This is a genomic window from Thermodesulfobacteriota bacterium (assembly GCA_034189135.1).
Taxonomy (GTDB): Bacteria; Desulfobacterota; Desulfobacteria; order Desulfobacterales; family JAUWMJ01; genus JAUWMJ01.
The window spans coordinates 40,005-60,581 of sequence record JAXHVO010000021.1; the positions used below are offsets into that span (position 1 = coordinate 40,005).

At 42.1% G+C, this 20,577-nt stretch carries 21 protein-coding genes and 2 tRNA genes; 11 read left to right on the top strand and 12 right to left on the bottom strand.

The window, feature by feature from the left end; all coding sequences use genetic code 11:
* Nucleotides 1-19: 19 nt before the first annotated feature.
* Together hflC and hflK are read right to left on the bottom strand one after the other, a co-directional pair.
* Nucleotides 20-961, bottom strand: a complete 942-nt coding sequence (hflC, locus tag SWH54_02600) for a protease modulator HflC (GenBank protein MDY6790138.1) — start codon at nt 959-961, stop codon at nt 20-22.
* Complete coding sequence (gene hflK / locus SWH54_02605) at nt 958-1,995, bottom strand: FtsH protease activity modulator HflK (protein MDY6790139.1); 1,038 nt, start codon at nt 1,993-1,995, stop codon at nt 958-960. The genes hflC and hflK overlap by 4 nt, the downstream gene beginning before the upstream one ends.
* A 394-nt stretch (nt 1,996-2,389) precedes the next feature.
* Between hflK and SWH54_02610 the strand changes: the two genes are divergently transcribed.
* The 8 genes from SWH54_02610 (at nt 2,390) to SWH54_02645 (ending at nt 7,303) form a co-directional block, all read left to right on the top strand.
* A complete protein-coding gene (locus SWH54_02610) occupies nt 2,390-2,707 on the top strand; it encodes a DUF721 domain-containing protein (GenBank protein MDY6790140.1) in 318 nt (105 codons plus the stop codon).
* Nucleotides 2,708-2,912: 205 nt separating this feature from the next.
* Nucleotides 2,913-3,635, top strand: coding sequence for a tRNA1(Val) (adenine(37)-N6)-methyltransferase (locus tag SWH54_02615; protein ID MDY6790141.1), 723 nt, complete (start codon nt 2,913-2,915; stop codon nt 3,633-3,635).
* A gap of 111 nt (nt 3,636-3,746) precedes the next feature.
* A tRNA-Ser gene (locus tag SWH54_02620) sits at nt 3,747-3,839 on the top strand.
* A 37-nt stretch (nt 3,840-3,876) separates the two neighbouring features.
* Nucleotides 3,877-3,970, top strand: a tRNA-Ser gene (locus SWH54_02625).
* A gap of 122 nt (nt 3,971-4,092) precedes the next feature.
* Nucleotides 4,093-5,763, top strand: a complete 1,671-nt coding sequence (dnaX, locus tag SWH54_02630; GenBank protein MDY6790142.1) for a DNA polymerase III subunit gamma/tau — start codon at nt 4,093-4,095, stop codon at nt 5,761-5,763.
* Nucleotides 5,764-5,993: 230 nt separating this feature from the next.
* Nucleotides 5,994-6,305, top strand: a complete 312-nt coding sequence (locus tag SWH54_02635; protein ID MDY6790143.1) for a YbaB/EbfC family nucleoid-associated protein — start codon at nt 5,994-5,996, stop codon at nt 6,303-6,305.
* Nucleotide 6,306: 1 nt separating this feature from the next.
* Nucleotides 6,307-6,906 (top strand): recombination mediator RecR, encoded by a 600-nt coding sequence (recR, locus tag SWH54_02640; GenBank protein ID MDY6790144.1) that lies wholly within the window; start codon nt 6,307-6,309, stop codon nt 6,904-6,906.
* A complete protein-coding gene (locus SWH54_02645) occupies nt 6,899-7,303 on the top strand; it encodes a YkgJ family cysteine cluster protein (GenBank protein ID MDY6790145.1) in 405 nt (134 codons plus the stop codon). Before recR ends, SWH54_02645 begins: the two co-directional genes overlap by 8 nt.
* A gap of 77 nt (nt 7,304-7,380) precedes the next feature.
* Here the strand turns inward: SWH54_02645 and SWH54_02650 are convergent, their stop codons facing one another.
* Nucleotides 7,381-7,659, bottom strand: a complete 279-nt coding sequence (locus SWH54_02650; GenBank protein ID MDY6790146.1) for a hypothetical protein — start codon at nt 7,657-7,659, stop codon at nt 7,381-7,383.
* 201 nt (nt 7,660-7,860) lie between these two features.
* Between SWH54_02650 and murI the strand changes: the two genes are divergently transcribed.
* Nucleotides 7,861-8,649, top strand: a complete 789-nt coding sequence (gene murI, locus SWH54_02655) for a glutamate racemase (protein ID MDY6790147.1) — start codon at nt 7,861-7,863, stop codon at nt 8,647-8,649.
* An 85-nt stretch (nt 8,650-8,734) separates the two neighbouring features.
* Here the strand turns inward: murI and SWH54_02660 are convergent, their stop codons facing one another.
* From SWH54_02660 to SWH54_02700, 9 genes are all read right to left on the bottom strand, one after another.
* On the bottom strand, nt 8,735-9,502 hold the full coding sequence (locus SWH54_02660; protein MDY6790148.1) for a universal stress protein: 768 nt from the start codon (nt 9,500-9,502) through the stop codon (nt 8,735-8,737).
* A gap of 72 nt (nt 9,503-9,574) precedes the next feature.
* Complete coding sequence (locus SWH54_02665; protein ID MDY6790149.1) at nt 9,575-11,299, bottom strand: chloride channel protein; 1,725 nt, start codon at nt 11,297-11,299, stop codon at nt 9,575-9,577.
* 152 nt (nt 11,300-11,451) lie between these two features.
* Nucleotides 11,452-12,084 (bottom strand): PTS sugar transporter subunit IIA, encoded by a 633-nt coding sequence (locus SWH54_02670; protein MDY6790150.1) that lies wholly within the window; start codon nt 12,082-12,084, stop codon nt 11,452-11,454.
* A 118-nt stretch (nt 12,085-12,202) separates the two neighbouring features.
* A complete protein-coding gene (locus tag SWH54_02675; protein ID MDY6790151.1) occupies nt 12,203-13,306 on the bottom strand; it encodes a mechanosensitive ion channel family protein in 1,104 nt (367 codons plus the stop codon).
* A 366-nt stretch (nt 13,307-13,672) separates the two neighbouring features.
* Nucleotides 13,673-14,365 carry a response regulator gene (locus SWH54_02680; protein MDY6790152.1) on the bottom strand — a complete coding sequence of 231 codons (693 nt, stop codon included), beginning with the start codon at nt 14,363-14,365 and terminating at the stop codon, nt 13,673-13,675.
* 69 nt (nt 14,366-14,434) lie between these two features.
* Complete coding sequence (locus SWH54_02685) at nt 14,435-14,821, bottom strand: response regulator (protein MDY6790153.1); 387 nt, start codon at nt 14,819-14,821, stop codon at nt 14,435-14,437.
* A gap of 620 nt (nt 14,822-15,441) precedes the next feature.
* Complete coding sequence (locus SWH54_02690; GenBank protein ID MDY6790154.1) at nt 15,442-16,209, bottom strand: succinate dehydrogenase/fumarate reductase iron-sulfur subunit; 768 nt, start codon at nt 16,207-16,209, stop codon at nt 15,442-15,444.
* Nucleotides 16,206-18,119, bottom strand: a complete 1,914-nt coding sequence (locus SWH54_02695; protein ID MDY6790155.1) for a fumarate reductase/succinate dehydrogenase flavoprotein subunit — start codon at nt 18,117-18,119, stop codon at nt 16,206-16,208. The genes SWH54_02690 and SWH54_02695 overlap by 4 nt, the downstream gene beginning before the upstream one ends.
* Before the next feature lie 188 nt (nt 18,120-18,307).
* On the bottom strand, nt 18,308-18,949 hold the full coding sequence (locus SWH54_02700) for a succinate dehydrogenase cytochrome b subunit (GenBank protein ID MDY6790156.1): 642 nt from the start codon (nt 18,947-18,949) through the stop codon (nt 18,308-18,310).
* A gap of 467 nt (nt 18,950-19,416) precedes the next feature.
* Between SWH54_02700 and tolQ the strand changes: the two genes are divergently transcribed.
* Together tolQ and tolR are read left to right on the top strand one after the other, a co-directional pair.
* The gene (tolQ, locus tag SWH54_02705; GenBank protein MDY6790157.1) at nt 19,417-20,151 is read left to right on the top strand and encodes a protein TolQ; all 735 of its coding nucleotides are present in this window, start codon (nt 19,417-19,419) and stop codon (nt 20,149-20,151) included.
* On the top strand, nt 20,148-20,573 hold the full coding sequence (gene tolR / locus SWH54_02710) for a protein TolR (GenBank protein MDY6790158.1): 426 nt from the start codon (nt 20,148-20,150) through the stop codon (nt 20,571-20,573). The genes tolQ and tolR overlap by 4 nt, the downstream gene beginning before the upstream one ends.
* The last annotated feature ends 4 nt before the right edge of the window (nt 20,574-20,577 follow it).

Here is a 20,577-nt window from a genome sequence, read left to right on the forward strand (position 1 = left end):
TTTGTCTTTGACTTAAATCTTACCGGGAATACCCTTTCATATATTTTAGAAATTCCGAGTCGGTTGAAAGAACGAGAGAACTTTTTTCATCCAAAGCTTCGTTGTAAATTTCAAGGGTCCGGGTGAACGAATAGAATTCCGGATCCAAACCATAGGCTTTGGCATAGATCTTGGTTGCCTCGGCGTCAGCCTTACCCTTAATCTCTTGGGCTGTCTTATATGCTTGGGAGGTGATCTTTTTTAAATCCCTCTCTTTCTCACCGATAATTTTGCGGGCTTCGCCCCTTCCCTCGGAACGAAACTTTTCAGCAATCTGGTTTCTCTCTGCAATCATCCGGTCATAAACCGATTTTCTTACAGACTCCACATAATTAATCCGCTTTATTTTAACGTCTACCAGTTCGATGCCGAATTGAGCCAGTTTCGGCTGGGCCTGCTTCATAATCCCCTCGGTTATCTTTTCCCTGCCGAACGAAATCGCATATGACGCCTGTTGATCTGATTTAATATCTTCAAGCCCGATCTCATCTATCCCCAACTCCCGATTGGTTTTACGTACCGCCTCAATAAGGCTGTAAGAGGTAATATAATTTCGCACAGCCGGATCAATGATATCGTTGAGCTTGGTTATGGCATTAAACCGGTTGTTTACTGTCTGAAAAAACTTAACCGGATCAACTATCTTCCATCTGGCAAAGGTGTCCACCCATATGAAAGTCTTATCCAGTGTCGGTATCTGGCCGGGGTCACCATCCCATTCCAGCAGATTTTTATTAAAAACATTCGCATTCTGGATAAAGGGGATTTTAAACCTAAGACCAGGGGTCGTTTTTGATTCCCCGGTGATTCTGCCGAACTGGGTGATTACCACCTGTTCAGTCTCATCCACTACATAGGCTGAATTATAGACTAAAATTATTGCGGCTATTAAAATTATTATTATTATACCTTTTGATTTCATTTCACTATACCTTTTTGTTCTCCAAGATTAAGCAGAGGGAGTACATTTTTTTGATCCGCATCGATGATATATTTTGCACCGAGTTTTGGAAAAAGACCTTTTAATGTCTCGAGATATAATCGCCTTTTGGTCACATCTTTGGCCTTTATATATTCATTATACACAGAAACAAATCTTGCCACATCACCCTTGGCCCGGTTCACCCGGTCAAGGGCATACCCTTCAGCACCTTTGATGGTTCTTTCCGCCTCTCCGCGGGCGGCAGGAATCTCCTTGTTATATTCCTCTTTTGCCTGATAAATCATCTGCTCTTTTTCCTGTGTTGCCTGGTTCACTTCATTAAATGACGGCTGTACAGGACCCGGCACATTGGTTCGTTTCATTTCAATGGTAACAATATGAATGCCGGCTTCGGCGTGATCCAGCTCTTTTTGAAGGATCTCCCTGGCTTCAACCGCAATTTCATCCCGCTTGTTAATGATATCATTAATGCTCCTGTCACCCACCACCAGCCTCATTGAAGCTTCGGACATGTCTACAAGGATTTTCCTGATGTCCCTAACTTTAAAAAGATAATTAAACGGATTTTTTACCCGGTACTGTACAATCCACGGAACAAGGCCCACATTCAAATCTCCTGTAAGCATGAGAGCCACGTTTACATTCTCACTTCTGCCTGAAAAACGAGATCTCGTATCTCCTGGACCTGAAGTAAAACCGAACTCTTCTGTCCGCACTTGTTTGACATTGACCTTGGTAACCTTTTCTATTCCTATAGGAAGCTTGAAGTTAAGTCCCGGCTGGGTGGTGCGTACATACCGGCCGAATCGCTGGACAACTCCCACCTCATCTTGTTTAACCGTATAAAATGTTGAAGTTCCCACCAGCAAAATAATAACGATTAATGCTATAATCGGTCCGCCGGGTAGTTTGACCTTTTTGAATTTTTTTACAAATTCATCCATTTGGGGCGGAACACCGCCCCCACCCGTCTGCCTCTGTTGTTCTTTTAGTTTTTCCCAATCCCAAGCCATAGTATTCTACCTTATGTTTTTATTTGATATACAAAAAATTGCCCCTTCTCTATCGGAGCAGGCCAATCTGTAGCCTTTTTAAACTTTACTAATAATTTACTCAAACGTCCAAGTCAAGTAAAAAGCAATTTAATACAATTTTAAGCTTTTGGTAAAACCGGGTTATTTCACTTTGTTCCATATCTTAAACAAATGCGTCATGATGTAAACATGTTATCATCCGTTCACGTTTGATGTTTTAAATGAAAGATTGAAATTCGCCGTAATTCCAACTTTCCCCTTTCTGCTTTCCGGTTTCAACATCCCGTGAACGTTTGCTATTTTTAAGTATAATTCTTGCAATATTTATTAAAATTACGGTATGGACTTTTTATAAATTCATCATTATTAAGTCATGAAGAAAAAAAGAAAAAAACTAAAAGAATCTGTTCATATCAGCGCGATTCTGGATAATATATTACATACGTATCGTGAGAAATCAGATTCAAGGCTTTCCCATGTTTGGAGTTTCTGGGATGATGCAGTGGGAAAAACGATTGCGAAAAACGCCCAACCCGCTGCATTTAAAGGCAAAGTTTTGCTTGTGCACGTCACCAGTTCAACCTGGATCCATGAGCTTCGTTTTCTTAAAAAGGGCATCATTAATAACATTAACTCAGTGTCAGGGGAAAACCTGGTGGAAGAAATAAAGTTTAAAATAGGAACATTTTAGGCTTTGAGGAGCGTCCCTTCGGGCCCAATGAGTGGTCTGGCGCCCCTGAAGACCAGTCCCCCGCCAAGGCGGGGCTTTAAAGAGCGGCCTTCAGCCTCGAGGAATATGGCACTATACGGAATTTAATGCCTCAAATCACGTGCCCCTTGAACGCAGTGGTCTTTAAGCAAAACGATCCTTGAACCAAGTACCTATGTTAGGAGCTATGAAATCGAAAACCCCGGAAACCTTTTTCAACGGCCGCATAAAAGTTAAACAGGATCGCTGCGGATACCGATTTTCCATTGATTCGATTTTGCTGGCCTGCCATGCCGCACCCCGGCCTGGAGATAAGGTGGTTGACCTGGGAACCGGTTGCGGCATTATCTCTCTTATACTGGCACATCGAGAACCGAATCTGAAAATTTATGGAATCGAAGTGCAACAAGAACTGGCCGACATCGCTTCTTGCAATGTTAAAGAAAATCTGATGGACAACATTATAACCGTTCTTTGTAAAAATATGAAAGAACTGAAAAATGATATGATTTCAGGCCCTGTCGATCTGATCATAAGCAATCCGCCATACCGGAAGGCAAATTCCGGAAGGATAAATCCTGATAAACAACGCGCAGTGGCACGACATGAAATCAAGATCTCTCTTGATGATATTACTGCAACCGTTCGCCGTGTTCTGCGAACCGCCGGAAGGTTCGTCACCATTTACTCAGCCGAACGTATCACCGACCTACTGACCCATCTAAGATATGCCGGCATTGAAGCAAAATTTCTTCGCATGATTCACTCAAATATTAAAACAGAGGCAAAACTGGTTCTGGCGGAAGGAATAAAAGGTGGGCGTCCGGGCCTGAAGATTGGTCCGCCGCTTTTAATCTACGACGAAAATGGCTCTTATACACAAGAAGTGGAAGCAATGCTTTCCCCTTAATCCAGTTTTATTTTTCCCAATGCGTTTACCCGGAGAAGATTCCAGAAGGTTATTGACAGGCTTTAATAAAAAATTATATTGAAAGCATCTTTATAACATGTTTAAAGTTCCGGAGAGGTTGCCGAGTGGCTGAAGGCCCCGCTCTCGAAAAGCGGTATTCCGTTAGAAACGGGATCGTGGGTTCGAATCCCACCCTCTCCGCCAGGCAATCACTAAGGACTCGCGTAGAAATAGGCTTTCCGGAGAGATGTCCGAGCTGGCTGAAGGAGCACGACTGGAAATCGTGTGTGCTGTCAAAAGCGGCACCGAGGGTTCGAATCCCTCTCTCTCCGCCATCATAATCTGACAGGTTGAACAGGGTTTTTGATTTTTTATTTTTTTGCCTTTCTTTCGAAAAGGCAAAAGAACCCCGAAAATCCTGTCAATCCGATCATAAAAAATATTCAGAAATTTTTCTATGTCCTATCTCGTTCTTGCACGCAAATATCGTCCACAAACATTTGAAGAGGTGGTTGGGCAGGACCATATTACCCGTACCCTGGCCAATGCAATTTCCTCTGACCGGGTCGCCCATGCAATCCTGTTTTCCGGCCCTAGAGGAACAGGCAAGACCACCGTGGCCCGTATACTTGCCAAGACCATGAATTGCAAAAAAGGACCTGCGCCTATCCCTTGTAATGAATGCAGATCCTGCAGAGAGATTACCTCGGGAAGAGCTGTGGATGTTTTTGAAATTGATGGTGCCTCGAATAACAGCGTTGATCAAATAAGGGAACTTCGCGAAAATGTACGGTATATGCCTGCGCACAGTCTCTATAAGATATATATAATAGATGAAGTGCATATGCTCAGCACATCTGCTTTTAATGCTCTGTTAAAAACTTTAGAAGAGCCTCCTTCCCATGCCATGTTTATCTTCGCCACCACCGAACCCAACAAGATTCCAATAACTATTCTATCGCGCTGCCAAAAGCATGATTTCAGACGCATAAACGTGGAATTAATGTCAAAACACATGTCGCTTCTTTGTTCAAAAGAAGGAATTGATATTGAAGATGAAAGCCTGGAACTTATTGCCCGTGAAGCCGACGGAAGCCTGAGAGACGCCCTCAGCCTTCTTGATCAGGTTATGGCCTGTCTTGAAGGAAGGATCACCCTTGACCGCATAGTTGATATTCTTGGCGTGATTGATCGTAAAAATCTTTTTGCCATTTCCTCCGCTATTATAAGCGGAAATATTCCGGTGATACTTGATATTCTTGATGATATTTATACCCATGGCCATGACATAAAAAAGCTTTATTCGGATCTTGTTGAACATTTCAGAAATCTGCTGGTGGTTAAAATGGGAAAAAAAATAAGCAAACTGGTTGATCTTCCTGCCCACGAAATTGACCTGCTGACAGACCAGGTAACACACATTTCTGAAGTTTACTTAAACCAGCTTTTTAATATTCTTTTTAATGAGGAAACAACCATAAAATTTTCCGCACAACCGAAGATCGCCCTTGAAATGGCGTTTGTCAAAATGTTTCAGATCAAACCGGCCCTGTCCATTGATGAATTGATTGATAAACTCGACACCCTAAAACAGGAGACCGGACCGATTCAAGGAAAAGAGCTTTTTGAAACACAGGCCCCTTATATCCCTAACAAAAATAAAAATGAACCAAATGATAACGTGACGGACACACTCAGAAAACAGGATATTGGAGGGACTGAAAGCCAAGCGCCATCCACTGTTTCAAACTCCTCTTATAATCTGGGTTCAACATGGAACAGGCTGTTTGAAATTATTTCAAAAAAACATCCTTCCCTTGCCGCAAACCTGGCAAACAGCACTCTGAAAAGTCTAACGGAACAAAGCCTTGAAATAGAAGTAAATGGAAACGCTTTTAATGCTCAGATGGTACGACGCAGCAAAAACATGGGCATTTTAAAAAATATCTGCAAAGATTTTTTCTCAAAAAACATGAAAATTATTATCATCGAAAAAATAGCTAGTGCAAATACGAGGGATAAAAAAAGGAGGGACAATCACCTCAAAAAAGAAGCCCTCAACCATCCGCTTATTACTGATGCAATACAAATTTTCAACGGCAAGGCGGTGGATGTAAAAGTGAATTAACCCGACAACGCAACTTGCAAGCCAAATTTAGCAACAGTGTCTTTGCGTGTCACATGTAATCGTTTAGGGTTAAGGGTTGCGGGTCATAAAAAGAATTATTCCCGATAAAAAAAGAAGGCAACACGCAACCCGAAACAATTACGTAATTACCAAACGAACCAGTTTTAAAAAACGTATTACGGGTAACGACAAATGTCGTTGTAAGATGAAGCATATATGGAGGTATGTTAATGAAAGGCATGGGAAACATGATGAAACAGGCCCAGAAGCTTCAGTCAAAAATGCTGAAACTTCAGGAAGAACTGGCTGACAGGACAGTTGAAACAACATCTGGCGGTGGCATGGTTAAGGTTGTGGCAAGCGGAAAGCAGCAGATTGTATCCATACAGGTGGAAAAAGAAGTGGTCGACCCTGAAGACGTGGAAATGCTGCAGGATTTAATTTTAGCTGCGGTAAATGACGCTCTGGCAAAATCCCAGGAAATGGTTTCATCAGAAATGAGCAAATTAACCGGTGGATTAAACATCCCGGGATTGATGTAATATGAACTACTATCCACCTTCAATTCAAAACGTGATTAAAAATATCTCAAGGCTACCCGGCATCGGAGAAAAAACCGCCGAGCGTCTGGCATTGCATATTCTGAAAACGCCCCGCATTGAAGCGGAGCACCTCGCCCGCAGTATCCTAGAACTCAAAGACAAGATCAGATTGTGCTCCAGATGTTTTGCTTTAAGCGATAGCGATCTTTGCAGTATCTGCAGTAACCCGGCAAGAGACAGCTCTTTATTGTGCGTGGTGGAGCAGCCGGCTGACATGGTAGCTGTGGAAAAATCCGGCGCATTTCAAGGTCTTTATCATATTCTATCCGGTGTACTGTCCCCCATGAACGGAGTCGGACCCGGTGATATAAAAATCAGGGAATTGGTATCCAGGCTAAAAGAAGGCAACGTTAAAGAGGTGGTTCTCGCCACAGGCACAAATATTGAAGGAGAAGCAACTGCCTCATATATTGCTCAACTTGTTGATAAACTTCCTGTCAAGGTGACTCGAATCGCCTCGGGCGTTCCCATGGGAGGTGACTTGAAATACGTAGATCAGGTGACCTTGAAAAGAGCCATGGAGACCAGGCACAATGTCTGATTCCCTTCCTGAAATTTTCCATTGTCAAAAATGCGGGGACTGCTGCTGTGGTTATGGCGGAACTTTTTTATCCGAAAAGGATATCAAAGCGATTGCCAAATTTAAAGGAACGGATGTTAAATCTTTTTTGGAAAATTACTGCACCTTTTCAGGCACCAAACCAATCCTTGCCCAGGGCAATAACGGGTACTGTGTGTTTTGGGACGAACTTTGCACCATTCACCCGGTAAAACCGTATATGTGTAAAGCATGGCCTTTTATAAACAGCGTGCTGGTGGATGTTGGAAACTGGCGTGTGATGTCGTCCATGTGCCCGGGGATTGACCCGGATGTTCCGGACAGCATGGTAAGGAAATGCGTGACTGAAAAAATAGCTGGTATGGTAGTTAGTTCATAACTGCCAGGGATAGATGACATTGTTGAGAGATGAGTTGTGTGTGGTGAGAAACTCACCACAAATCTTCACTCATTTGACTAATGACCGGTTTTCCAGTGTTCTACATCCACCAGTTTATAAACATCATGCTCCTCTCCGTCTGATAAAATCCTGAGAAGAATGTTTTTTTCTTCCAGAGTGCTCAGACAGTCTCTTAATTCTTCTTCATCGCTGTTCCATATTTCAAGAATATTTTTTTTTGAAATGGTACTCCCTGCGTCTGCAAGGCCGCAACATAGAAGATATAAAGATACTGTTTCCATGGAAAGGCCAATATTAAAAATTTTCTGATCCATTGATTTTGTATGTATATGCATTAAATTTTCTCTCGGTTTATTTTGCTTGTAAACTCCAACACCTACTTATATACAATAAAATTGTAAAAAGTCAATTTTTAGCGTTTTAAACTTAAAATTTGAAATTTATATTAATTTATTTAGCTGATTTATTAGTCGGTTAATTCATGTAACTTAAATCATTTGCTAAAAAAGTAGTTTTTTAAAAACCATCCAATTAAAATGATCGGAATATTCGATTCAGGAATAGGCGGGCTTACCGTTGTTCGCGCTGTTATGGAGCAAATCCCCGGCTATGATATCATCTACTTTGGTGATACTGCACGTACGCCTTATGGATCAAAAAGTCCGGAAACGGTCATCAGGTATGCCATTGAAAATACTGATTTTCTGCTGGAAAAAGGAGCTGAAATTGTTGTAATGGCCTGTAACAGCGCGTCAAGCGTTGCCACCGAAAGCCTGGTTCAAAAATACAATGTACCCATTTTTGAGGTTATCACACCTGCAGCCAGGCTTTCTGTTCAAGCCTCAAAAAAAATGTGTATCGGAGTTATCGGAACCCGTGCGACCGTACAAAGCGGTATTTATGAAAAAAAGATACTTGCAATAAATCCGAAAGCCCGGGTCTATTCCGCTGCCTGTCCCCTGCTTGTTCCTCTGGTGGAAGAAGCATGGTTTAAAAAGCCGGTGACTTCAATGGTTGTAAAAAAATATCTCCATCCACTTAAAATCCGGCAGATAGACACGCTTATCTTGGGTTGCACCCATTATCCGCTTTTAAAAAATATTATACAGCATAAAATCGGAAAACGGGTAAATATTATAGACTCCTCTGCCGGTGTGGCAAAAAAAGTAAGCGATTTTATTAAAACCAATAAAGATATCGAAAACAAACTGGCTAAAAACGGAAAATTTCAGCTTTTTGTATCGGATATCACCCGGCAGTTTGAAAAAACAGCCAAAGCGGTTTTAAACAGGAAGGTGAAGCTCGAAAGAATAGATGCATTGTAACGATTAAACTAAAACTTTATACTACGTATCTTCCCAATCAGTGGCATCAATCACATATTTTGGAAATGATGTCGCCAAGCACCAATCACCTCTTAGTATATTCAGGACCTGCGATTAAAAGATTATTACTTATGGTAGATTGTATATCTTCCATCTTACTTCCAAAAACAATATCTCTTATTAAACCGTGACCGAATGCACCTAATATGACCAGGGAATCATGAGGCACATCGTAAAGATTCTCCTTAAAGTTTCCTTTTTCAAACATATGCCACTCATTAACATAGCGTTTGATATCTTCTTTCAAATTTTCACTTTCAACGACTTTTTCGTAAGATTCTTTATATTTTTTTTCAACCTGGGTAAAAATGTCAAGCTGCATTCCTGTTTCTTTTTTGATATAAAATCCAAGCTTTAGCGCATTTACCGCATTTGGAGATCCTCCGAAAAAAACACTGATGCTGTTCCACTCTTTATAAGTGGGACTTGTGATCAAAACCGGAAAATGTGCAGATTTTACAATACGCCTGACTTTGGGGCCTATGTGACCCAGGCCGATTTTAGAAGACAAATCACTTATACTTCTCGGGCAGCACATAAAATCAAAATTTGTAGGGATATCGGGTAATGTTGAAGCCGTATAATTCTTTGGTTTTAATAACCTGGGCGTTATTCCCCCCTCTTGTAGCAGTTTTTCCGCATGTTTCACGGCTGTTTGCGGTGATGTCAAGTAAGACTTGTCAAGGTCAATCTGGACAACATCGTTTTCAAAATACATTAAAAACTGTGTAAATTCAGGAACATAAACTATTGGAGATACCCCCACCTTCTTGCAAAAATAAATGGTCTGCAATATCGTTTCTCTTCCCAAAGGGGTATTTCTGAAAATGTGAAATATGGTCGTATTCATTAAAGTCTCCTTTCGTTATTGATGCGTCTGCACCATAAGCTCTTTACGATATTGATTTAGAAGTGTCGCTTTTGAAACCATACCCAGAAACCTGTTATTAGCGACAACCGGCATACTGAATAGATTGTTTTTATCCATTTGGCGTAAAACATCAACCAAATCATCATCCGGACTCACGGTTTCAATTCTTGTGTCCATTATCTGTTCTAAAATGACAGCATCATAGATAGCTGGATCAAAAAGATACTCCCTGATATCATCTAAATGAATCATTCCTAAAAAATGCTTGTTCTGGTTGTCTTCAACCGGAAAATAATTTCTATGCGATTTTTTTATAATATTAATAAAATCATGAAGCAACATGTTATGTTTTACTGCGATGCAATCTTTTTCAATAAGTTCACTTATATTTAAATCTGCCAGAACCCTTTCATCCGTTCCGGGCCTTAAAAGCTGCCCTTTTTCAACCAGATCTTTTAAATAAAATGATGCCGGCTCAAAATAATGGCAAAGTGACGCAGAAACGGCTGACACAATAATAAGTGGCAGAATAACTCCATAACCACCTGTGATTTCTACGATCAAAAAAATTCCGGTAAGCGGTGCCTGCAGCATGCCGCTGATAAGACCGGCCATGCCCAGCAAAGCAAAACATCCTTCGTTTGCCAGAGGTATTGAAGGCCAGATCATTATCAATGCCCTGCTATATGCCAAGCCAACCAGACTGCCAATAACAAGACAGGGAGCAAATATTCCCCCGGAACCTCCCCAGCCCAGGGTGAAAGCAGTAGCCAACATCTTGGCAAATGCCCCGAGCGCAACTATGACAAGTCCCTGGGTATATGCACCTTCAATCATCAGTCTAACTGAATTGTATCCTTCTCCTAAAATAACCGGTAGGAAAATGCCGAGTGTACCAACCGCACAGCCACCGATGGCAGCGCGAATCCACAAGGAAACTGTCAATTTGCTTGACAAACCATACATAACCCTGAGCAACCGGGTCAACACGATGGAAGCTCCGGCGGCAATAACTGCCAGCCCAATGGAGGAAAAGATATCAAAAATGCTGATGTCAAAAAGATGATGACTGAAAGCAATCTGGTTGCCCTGCATCACACGGCTAATTTCAGCTCCTGCTACCGAGGCGATTGCAATCGGAATAATATGCAAAGATTTCCATTCCGCTAAAATCACCTCCATAGAAAAGACCATTCCCGCAATCGGCGCATTAAAAATTGAAGATATTGCCCCAGCTGCGCCACAACCGACCAGGGTTATACGCTGGCGATCATTTAACAAAAAAAACTTTCCAATATTCGAACCAATGGCAGCGCCGCTCATTACCACAGGAGCTTCGGGACCTGCAGAACCACCGCTACCGATAGTCAGAAAACTTGATATCAATCTGGAAAAGCTGGAGCGAAAACGCATAAGGCCCCCATGACGCGATACACTGTATATTACTTCCGGAACGCCATGACCCGCCCCTTCCTTTACAATTTTTTCAAGAAATAGTGAAGAAAGAGCCGCTCCCGCGGCAGGCAATATAAATGCCCACCATAAATGCCGGAAGTGATGCAGCCACTCAAGCATTGCCGTGAGTGACCGGTTAAGTATAACCGCTGCCAGGCCACTGCATATTCCAACAATCGCTGCGATTATCATCAGCATCAGGCGATCGTCTGACCTGAAAATGCGCCATCTTGCCGGATATTTCCATGTTTTATAAGCGCTCATATTCCTTCCATTGGCCGGATAATACAGTATAATTTTGCGGGGAAACCTGAAAAGATGTTTTTAAACAGATCAAAATTGTTCTGGTTTCCCAACCTGTTTTTAAGAAAAACGGATTTTCTGACTTTTTAAGAAATTATTGAAAATAAAAAGAACTAGTTGTCTCCGATTTCTGGTGGTTTCTCGAAATCAGCAATTTTTTTAAAAAGTTGTTCTGAAGCGGGATATGTCTGTAAAAAATCAACAAACTTGTTGCTGCGAACGCAGAAAGATAGCTTTGAAAGAAGATGTAGATGTATCTGAATAGATGGACTTAAAAGAACAAACATGACAAACACCGGTCTTTTGTCTACTGCTTTAAAATCAATCGGTCTTTCAAAAAAACAGGTTGTGATTACAGGATGAATAACCACATCGGCAAGTGGAATCCTTGGATGGGGGATTGCAATTCCTCTGCCGATTCCTGTGGATGTAAGTTTCTCTCTTTCAAGCAACTTCACCAATAATGCCTCTTTTGCACCTGTTGAAAAAAAGGATAAATGATCCACAGCTGATTTGAGAACCTCCTCAACTGTATCGCCCTTCAAATGGTTGATTACACCTCCTCGTTTCATCACCGGAAGAAGATTTTCCAGCTCGGTCTGTTTCTCCTTTTCGGAGTTTTGTTCAAAAAATGTAAATGTAAGGTTATGGGATTGCGCCCATTTGTTTAAAACAGATTTTTTGAATATACATTCTTTTCCGCTTTGCTGAACAGGTATTCTGCCTTGCCGAATCCACCGTTCCATCGTAGCTGGCGGAAGGTCGAAACTTTTTGCAATTTTATTTAATGTTGATTTCATAAAGTTAAAATAAAACTATCTTAAAATTTGAAAAATTGGTGACTACACCTATCTAGTGATCAAATCAAGAAGATTTATCACCACTGCTTTCCCGTTTAATATGAATATCCCTTCTGGGATAGGGTATTTCAATTTTTTCCTTATCGAAGGTGGCTTTAACATGGTCGGTAATGTAAGAAATTGTATCCATCCTCCTTCTGGCATCATCAATCCATACACGAAGCTGAAGATCGACTGAAGATTCACCGAAATTTCTTACAACCACCTTGGGAGCCGGATTTTTTAATATCCATTCAGCGGAATCGGCAACTTCCCTAATCAACCCTTTTGCTTTCTCTATATCCGCATCATATGCAATGCCTATATTGACACGAACCCTTATTTTAGAGGTAATGATGGTGTAATTTATGATATCCCGCTTCATTATTTCATTGTTGGGAATAACAATGACGATATTATCTGTGGTCTTAATCTTGGTCGCACGCAGGCCGATATCTATGACATCACCCCAGGTCGCACTGCCGGATGGAGCGGTCCACACTTCGATTCTGTCACCTACTTCAAATGGACGGTCAATAATCAATAAAACCCCTGCGATAAGATTCGATAAAGTGTCCTTGGCGGCAAAACCGATGGCTATACCTGCAACACCTGCACCGGCAATAAAGGGCATCACATTAACACCCAGCATATCCAAGGCAATAATTATAGCGGTTATATAAATAATGGCGCCGGCAAATTTCTTTAAAAGATCAAAAACAATATTATCTATATCTGTCTCTGTCTTGTCGGCCAAATGTTTCTCAAGATATTGAATGGCAATTCTGAAAAACTCGTTAGCCGGAGATGCCAAAAGCACCACCATAATTGCATGAAAAACATTTTCAATAACCTGAATATTAAAAAGCCGGATCAGATAAGTAACAGTTACCAGGAACAGCACATAAAAGAATACCTTTTTTACCGATTTAAAGGCCTGGCCGTTTATTTGTAAATCAGTATGTTTTTTTATTCTTTTTTCAAACGTACTTAAAACCCCTTTTAAAATGAACCATGCAATCAATGCACCTGCAATGGCCATCATAGATTTAAGCATAAGCGCAAAATAAGTCGTCTCTATACCTACACCTGCTGCAATTTTTTCAATAAGCTCATTCCATTTGTTCATAATTCGCACTCCTTTTATTACCCGTCTTTGTGCTGTAAATAAATAATTTCCCAGCGGCAGTCAACCAATCATTTTTTAACAAACGAGGTGACATCTATAGTGTAAATACGAATCCCCCTGCCCTCTTTTTTAAGCCTGTCTTAAAAGCACGCATGGTGCCGAGAGCAAGTTCCGGCCATTTGGTTAAAACGATAAATTTTGAAATATCGAACCATTGTCAGAGAGATTTGCCCAAAGTTTTCCCTGATATTCAAAATATTAAGGTTTATAGAGTCACATTGGGTAGGTACGGATGAAAATAAAGAAATATAAATAAGAAAGAGGCAATAAGGTATTTACAGATAAGATTACACTCAGGGACGATTGTTATCCCGCTGCATTCGAAGCCTTATCAATATCGACAATTCTGCTACCTTCAATATAATCCTGGGTTTCATATTTAGTAATACGCATGAGTTTTCGGGTAATACTTCCCATTTTATCGGTTTGTTCTTTAATCATCTTAATATATGGATAAGCCGAATTTTCCTTTCCCATATCCATTAAAAGCAATTCGCTGTATCCTGAAACAACCTGCATCGGCTGGTTCAATTCGTGACAGATTCCTCCTGCCATTTCCAACACACCGTTGAATTTCTCTTCTTCCATAAATTTTTTTTCCATCTTTTTATGGAGCAAAACAGATTTGATTCTTGCTAAAAGCTCTGTTTTATTTACCGGCTTGCGTACGTAGTCGTTGCCACCGGCTTCGAACGCTTCCTTAAGTGTCTCATTGTCCGTGCTTGAAGTGACGAATATAACCGGTATCTCACTTGTCTGCTCGTCGTTTCGCAAAACTTTGCACACCTCAATGCCATTCATCCCAGGCATCTGGATATCAAGAAGTATGAGATCTGGTTTTATCTCCTTGGCTTTCTTTATACATGCCGGCCCATCCCAGACGCTGACCGTATAATAGTCGCTGTGTTTTTTCAAAATCAGGCTCACCACCATGCTGCTGAGGGGGCTGTCATCCACAACCAGAAGGGTGCTACCGGAAACATCCATCATGCCACGCATCTCATATTCCTCCGTTGAGCAGATAATTCGTTAAAAAGTTGAGTGATTCATTCAGCACAAATCATTCACTCAACATACAGCCATCACCTCATTTAATTTCTCAGACAACGCATTAAGGCTGTACGGCTTTTTAATAAACCCTTTGGCCCCTGCATCAAGTATTTCTCGGACCGGACCCTCAAGTTCATATCCGCTTGAAACGATCACTTTCATATTCGGACGTGCTTTGATAATTACCGGGTAAAGTGCATCACCCCTTATATCGGGTAAATTAATATCCATTATGGCAAGGTCGATGATGCCACTATATGTTTTTACAACCCGGTTGGCTTCCGATCCGTTTCTTGCCTGTAGAACACGGCACTCAAGCTTTTCCAGCATCTTTCGACTGACATCCATGACCATCTCTTCATCCTCAATAACCAGCACGGTGCATGTTTCATTCGCAGGTTTCATTGATTTTGCCATCCTTCAACAACCCTGGCATAACTAGTGGCAAGGAAAACAAGCCTTCCGCTACCCTTCCCGCGGTTTCGTCAACCGTTATGTAATCAAAATATTTTTATGCATCATCCATTATTCCGATATGCATCCATTTTGACAAATCCTGATACAATACCGGTTGTTCAATGGAAGTGAAAATAAAGGGCTGTGACTAGTAATATCGACAGGTTTTAAAAAAACTTGAGCAATATGGAAAATTTTTTTTGAAAAGATGGGCTATTGTATATAATAGAGATGGATCACTTTCGATTTAATTGAATGAAGAAGATGGAATTTATTTCAAAAAAATAGCACGACGGAACATATTCATTAGAAACAAACATTCGTTTTTCCATCTTGGTTCGTTTGTCCGGAGAATCGCCTGTTTGACCGGTACCAGACGTTTCCATCTTATCTGGAAATAAACGTACGACAGCTATCTCGTTGAAATCGGATTTGAACCAGCCCCAGGGAGCAAAGAACCCCACGGCAGTGTTAATCGTTTCCACTTGAACCCTGGAATCCTCCAACCATTTTCACCAACTATATTGGAAAAGAAACATATTTTTGAACTGCTTTTAATGGCGGGTTGATTAAAATTTTTCTGTTGAGAAAAATCCTGCTTTAAAAAATTCACGATTTAACCGGGCAATGTTGGTAATTGAAATCTCTTTGGGACATTCTGCTTCACATTCGGTTTCATTGCTGCAGTTTCCAAATCCCAACCTGTCCATTTCCCTGATCATGGATATTGCTCTTTTGGCGGCTTCCGGTTTTCCCTGAGGAAGTAAGGCAAACTGAGAAATCTTGGCGCCTACAAAGAGCATCGGGGAGGCATTGGGGCAGGCTGCGACACAGGCGCCACATCCGATGCAGGCAGCAGCATCCATGGCCAGTTCAGCCGCTTCCTGGGATACCGGGATTGCATTGGCATCCTGAGCCCCACCGGTATTTACCGAAATAAACCCTCCTACCTGGATCATTTTATCAAGTGCGCTGCGATCCACTGCCAGGTCTTTTATCACCGGGAACGCCCTGGATCGCCATGGCTCTATTATAAGAGTATCACCATCGGAAAAATGCCTCATGTGCAACTGACAAAGGGTTGTGCCTTTTTCAGGACCGTGGGGACGTCCATTAATAACCGCTCCGCACATTCCACAGATGCCCTCTCTGCAGTCATGGTCGAAAGCGACAGGCTCCTTGCCTTCAAGGGTAAGTCGCTCGTTTATCACATCAATCATTTCTAAAAACGACATGTCTGTGGATATATCCTCGGCTTGGTAAGTTTCGAGTCTGCCTTTGTTTTTCTGTCCTTTTTGGCGCCAGATCTTAAGGGTTAAATTAATCGTCTTGCTCACTTGTAACTCCTTTGTGTTAATTCGACATTCTCAAATTTAAGCTCTTCCTTGTTAAGTGCCGGTTCATTATCCTTACCGGCATATTCCCATGCGCTGACGTGGCAAAAGTTTTCGTCATCCCGTAAGGCTTCATTTTCGTCAGTCTGATATGCCTCGTTGAAATGACCACCGCACGATTCCTGCCGGGAAATGGCATCAATGAGCATCAATTCTCCAAACTCGAGAAAATCTGCCACTCGTCCAGCGCGTTCCAGACTCTGGTTGAAATCTTTGCTTGATCCCGGGACGATCACATCCTCCCAGAATTCTTCCCGTAGCTGTTGTATCAATCCTCTGGCCTTTTCAAGCCCTTGGTTATTTCTGGCCATACCGCAGTAATCCCACATAATGTGTCCCAGTTGCTTGTGGAAATCATCAACAGTTCTTTTTCCGTTGATCGAAAGCAGCCTTTCAATACTGTCGTTTACTGATGTGCGGGATTCTTTGAATGCCGAATGGTCGGTGGTTACTTCTTTTAAGGATGTGCCTGCAAGATATCCGCCTATGGTGTATGGCAAAACAAAATACCCGTCTGCAAGCCCCTGCATCAAAGCACTTGCTCCCAGACGGTTGGCTCCGTGATCAGAAAAGTTGGCCTCTCCGAGAACAAAAAGACCGTCTATGGTACTCATCAGATTGTAATCGACCCACAACCCTCCCATGGTATAGTGAATCGCAGGATAAATCATCATCGGTGTTTCGTAGGGGTTTTCAGCGGTTATTTTTTCATACATCTGAAAGAGATTACCGTATTTTTTTTCTATCACATCCTTCCCGTCTCTTTTTATGGCATCGTCAAAATCAAGATACACGGCAAGACCGGTTTCTCCTACTCCCTTTCCCATATCACACTGTTCCTTGGCGTTGCGGGAAGCCACATCCCGCGGCACCAGGTTTCCGAAACTGGGATATTTGTTCTCCAGATAATAATCCCGTTCAGACTCCGGAATCTGGTGAGGTCTGCGTTTGTCTCCCGGATTTTTAGGCACCCATACCCGACCGTCGTTTCTCAGGCTTTCGCTCATTAGGGTGAGTTTAGACTGGTAATCGCCGTGTACCGGAATACAGGTGGGATGAATTTGGGTAAAACACGGATTGGCAAAATATGCCCCTTTTTTATATGCCCTGAACGCGGCGCTGGCATTGGATGCCATGGCATTGGTGGAAAGAAAGTAAACATTGCCGTAGCCACCGGTGCACAGGACAACAGCATCGCCTGAATGTGTTTCAATTTCACCGGTAATCAGGTTTCGGGCAACTATTCCCCTGGCCTGCCCGTCCACAACGACGAGGTCGAGCATTTCCCTTCGGGGAAACATTTTAACTTTGCCTGTTCCCACCTGTCGCATAAGGGCACTGTATGCGCCAAGAAGAAGCTGCTGACCTGTCTGTCCCCTTGCATAAAAAGTTCTTTGGACTTGGGCGCCCCCAAAGCTCCTGTTTGCCAGGAGTCCACCGTAATCCCGTGCAAAGGGAACCCCCTGTGCCACACACTGATCAATAATGTTATTGCTTACCTGGGCAAGCCGATGCACATTGGCCTCTCGGGCCCTGAAATCACCACCTTTTATGGTATCATAAAATAGCCGCCATATACTGTCTCCCTCATTGGTATAATTTTTGGCCGCATTGATTCCTCCCTGGGCTGCAATGCTGTGAGCCCGCCGGGGACTGTCCTGTATGCAGAATGTCTTTACATTGTATCCCAGTTCGGCAAGGGAAGCGGACGCACTTCCCCCGGCAAGTCCGGTTCCCACAACAATAATTTCAAATTTTCTTTTATTTGCAGGATTGACCAGTTTGAGCTCAAACCGGTGTCTGTCCCACTTTTCGGCAAGCGGGCCAGCAGGAATTTTCGCATCAAGCTTCATGTATTATCTCCTTGTACGATAAGTGGGTAAAAAGGTTACGTCCCGCCGCGGCAGGATGGTAACACTATAAAAATTACTGATGTTTTCGGGTTCAGGAGTACCTTTCTTTGCTCGGCCCTGCCCATAGAACGCTTCATATTTCGCTTAACTCTGAATTACTGAAGCATTGAACCCTTGGACGGTTACCCTCAGGCCATATACGCAAGATAAATCGGGAGTGAACCGAACCCGAGCACAATGATTATACTGAAAACATAACTTAGGCCCTTTATAAAAGGCATGTACTTTACATGGTTGGCACCCAGAGTTTGAAATGCACTCCAAAGACCGTGACTTATATGAACCGCTGCAACGATCATGGCCGAAACGTAAATAATGACATAGGTAAAATTTGCGAATGCACTGTGCACTATTTGATAAATGGTTGTGTCGGTTTTATCAATAAAGTGAAAATTAATCAGATGCAACACGATAAAAATAAGCAGAATGAAACCGGTATACGGCATTGTGGCTGAACCAATGGTTCGTCCTCCGGCGCTTTTGTTAACTGAATACCGTATCGGCCTGGACCTAAAGTTCTGGTAAAAAAGTGTGGCACCTGTCAATATGTGTACCACAGCAAAAAATAAAAGCCCGAGTTCAACCAGCGTAATAATTGGCCCCAGGGAATGCAGATGTTCGGCATATGAATTAAAAGCATCCTTTCCCATGTAGATGGTAAGATTACCGGCAAGATGCCCTGCGAGAAAACCGCAAAAGCAAAGGCCGGTTATTGCCATCATCAGCTTCTTGCCGATTGAAGATAACAGGGTGCTCGCAAGCCAGTTCATTTTTTCCTCCATGGTTTTGTCGTTGATCAGTCTTCGCTTCTATTCAGGCTTCGCAGTGGTAAGCCAGCTTCCGGGTTTACGATTCAAGGGTTTTCCGCTAAATGCGGGATTAACCGCGAACCTTTTGCAAAGGAGTACTTTTATTCTCAAACCATGGAACTGTCAATAAAATTTTACATATAATTTTGCAATATGTCACCTTATTTCCCTTCTTAGTTATAAAAAAAGATAAATTCACCTTTCGCTCTTGACAAATTGTATGTTTTTAGCATACAATGTAGCACATACAGATCTACGGAAGGCAAGCCTGTTGAAAAGCAATGACACAAAAATGCCATATTAAATCCTGGCACCACACTGTTTATATGGGTAGTTAAATATTGCCTTTGCAACGCCTTTGGGATATAGTTTCCAAGAGGCGTTTTTTTAGTACTTTAACCACACCCAATGAATTTGGAGCATTTTTTATGATTCAACATGAAATCGATATATTCCATATGATGGTTAATGCCGGCCTGATGGTTCAGGCTGTTTTGCTGCTTCTGTTATTTTTTTCCATATCATCATGGGCAATCATCCTAATTAAATACAGGTATATCATGAAAGCCTTTCGCGAATCAGCCAGGTTTACCGATTTTTTCTGGAAAAGCCGGGATCTGTCCAATGCGTTTATAAAAGCAAAACAGCTGGGAGGCAGCCCTGTTGCAAGAGTTTTCCGGGTGGGCTATCTTGAACTTAAGAAATTGAGTAAATCCGGTGTTCCCTTATCATCATCTCAGTCCGCTGAGGATAAAACCTCGTCACTTTCTTCCATGTTTACCGGCACTGATAATGTCAAACGTGCTTTACGTCGCGCCATCAACACAGAAATGACCAAAATGACTCAAATGGTTCCTTTCCTGGCTACAACCGGAAATACAGCCCCTTTCATCGGTCTGTTCGGCACTGTCTGGGGTATCATGAATTCTTTTCATGGCATCGGTCTCAAAGGATCGGCCAGCCTGGCTGTTGTTGCTCCCGGTATATCAGAAGCGCTTGTTGCCACTGCTGTCGGCTTGGCAGTGGCCATACCTGCAGTCATTGCTTTTAATTATTTTACACAGAAAATAAGGATTATTGAGTCTGAATTGCAAAGTTTTGCCGCAGACTTTCTAAATATCGTCGAACGCGACATTCTAAGGATAGAAAGGAGAAGGAAATGACCAACGGAGGCAATCAGAGCCGCCTGATGTCTGATATTAACGTGACACCGTTTGTCGATGTCATGCTTGTGCTATTAATCATCTTTATGGTGACCGCTCCGATGATGATGGAAGGTGTGAATGTCACTTTACCTGAAGCCACTTCAAAGCCGCTTGTATCTGAAAAAAAGCCTCTGATAGTTAATATAGACCCTGAAAACAATATTTTCATCAATGATTTTAAGGTAAATGTGGATGGCCTGGGAGAAAAACTGAATAAAATATTAGACGGCAGAAAAGACCGTGAAGTTTATCTTAAGGCGGATAAGAATATTTCTTACGGAATGGTTGTACGGGTAATGTCGGAAATAAAAGCGGCCGGGGTTGAAAAGCTCGGCATGGTCACCATACCGATCAGCGAAAAAAATCGATCTGGAAAGTAAAAAT

Bases quoted from the DNA above. Each gene is read 5' to 3' on its own strand.
- hflC (MDY6790138.1), bottom strand. From the start codon at position 961: ATGAAATCAAAAGGTATAATAATAATAATTTTAATAGCCGCAATAATT.
- hflK (MDY6790139.1), bottom strand. From the start codon at position 1,995: ATGGCTTGGGATTGGGAAAAACTAAAAGAACAACAGAGGCAGACGGGT.
- SWH54_02610 (MDY6790140.1), top strand. From the start codon at position 2,390: ATGAAGAAAAAAAGAAAAAAACTAAAAGAATCTGTTCATATCAGCGCG.
- SWH54_02615 (MDY6790141.1), top strand. From the start codon at position 2,913: ATGAAATCGAAAACCCCGGAAACCTTTTTCAACGGCCGCATAAAAGTT.
- dnaX (MDY6790142.1), top strand. From the start codon at position 4,093: ATGTCCTATCTCGTTCTTGCACGCAAATATCGTCCACAAACATTTGAA.
- SWH54_02635 (MDY6790143.1), top strand. From the start codon at position 5,994: ATGAAAGGCATGGGAAACATGATGAAACAGGCCCAGAAGCTTCAGTCA.
- recR (MDY6790144.1), top strand. From the start codon at position 6,307: ATGAACTACTATCCACCTTCAATTCAAAACGTGATTAAAAATATCTCA.
- SWH54_02645 (MDY6790145.1), top strand. From the start codon at position 6,899: ATGTCTGATTCCCTTCCTGAAATTTTCCATTGTCAAAAATGCGGGGAC.
- SWH54_02650 (MDY6790146.1), bottom strand. From the start codon at position 7,659: ATGCATATACATACAAAATCAATGGATCAGAAAATTTTTAATATTGGC.
- murI (MDY6790147.1), top strand. From the start codon at position 7,861: ATGATCGGAATATTCGATTCAGGAATAGGCGGGCTTACCGTTGTTCGC.
- SWH54_02665 (MDY6790149.1), bottom strand. From the start codon at position 11,299: ATGAGCGCTTATAAAACATGGAAATATCCGGCAAGATGGCGCATTTTC.
- SWH54_02670 (MDY6790150.1), bottom strand. From the start codon at position 12,084: ATGGAACGGTGGATTCGGCAAGGCAGAATACCTGTTCAGCAAAGCGGA.
- SWH54_02675 (MDY6790151.1), bottom strand. From the start codon at position 13,306: ATGAACAAATGGAATGAGCTTATTGAAAAAATTGCAGCAGGTGTAGGT.
- SWH54_02680 (MDY6790152.1), bottom strand. From the start codon at position 14,365: ATGCGTGGCATGATGGATGTTTCCGGTAGCACCCTTCTGGTTGTGGAT.
- SWH54_02685 (MDY6790153.1), bottom strand. From the start codon at position 14,821: ATGAAACCTGCGAATGAAACATGCACCGTGCTGGTTATTGAGGATGAA.
- SWH54_02695 (MDY6790155.1), bottom strand. From the start codon at position 18,119: ATGAAGCTTGATGCGAAAATTCCTGCTGGCCCGCTTGCCGAAAAGTGG.
- SWH54_02700 (MDY6790156.1), bottom strand. From the start codon at position 18,949: ATGAACTGGCTTGCGAGCACCCTGTTATCTTCAATCGGCAAGAAGCTG.
- tolQ (MDY6790157.1), top strand. From the start codon at position 19,417: ATGATTCAACATGAAATCGATATATTCCATATGATGGTTAATGCCGGC.
- tolR (MDY6790158.1), top strand. From the start codon at position 20,148: ATGACCAACGGAGGCAATCAGAGCCGCCTGATGTCTGATATTAACGTG.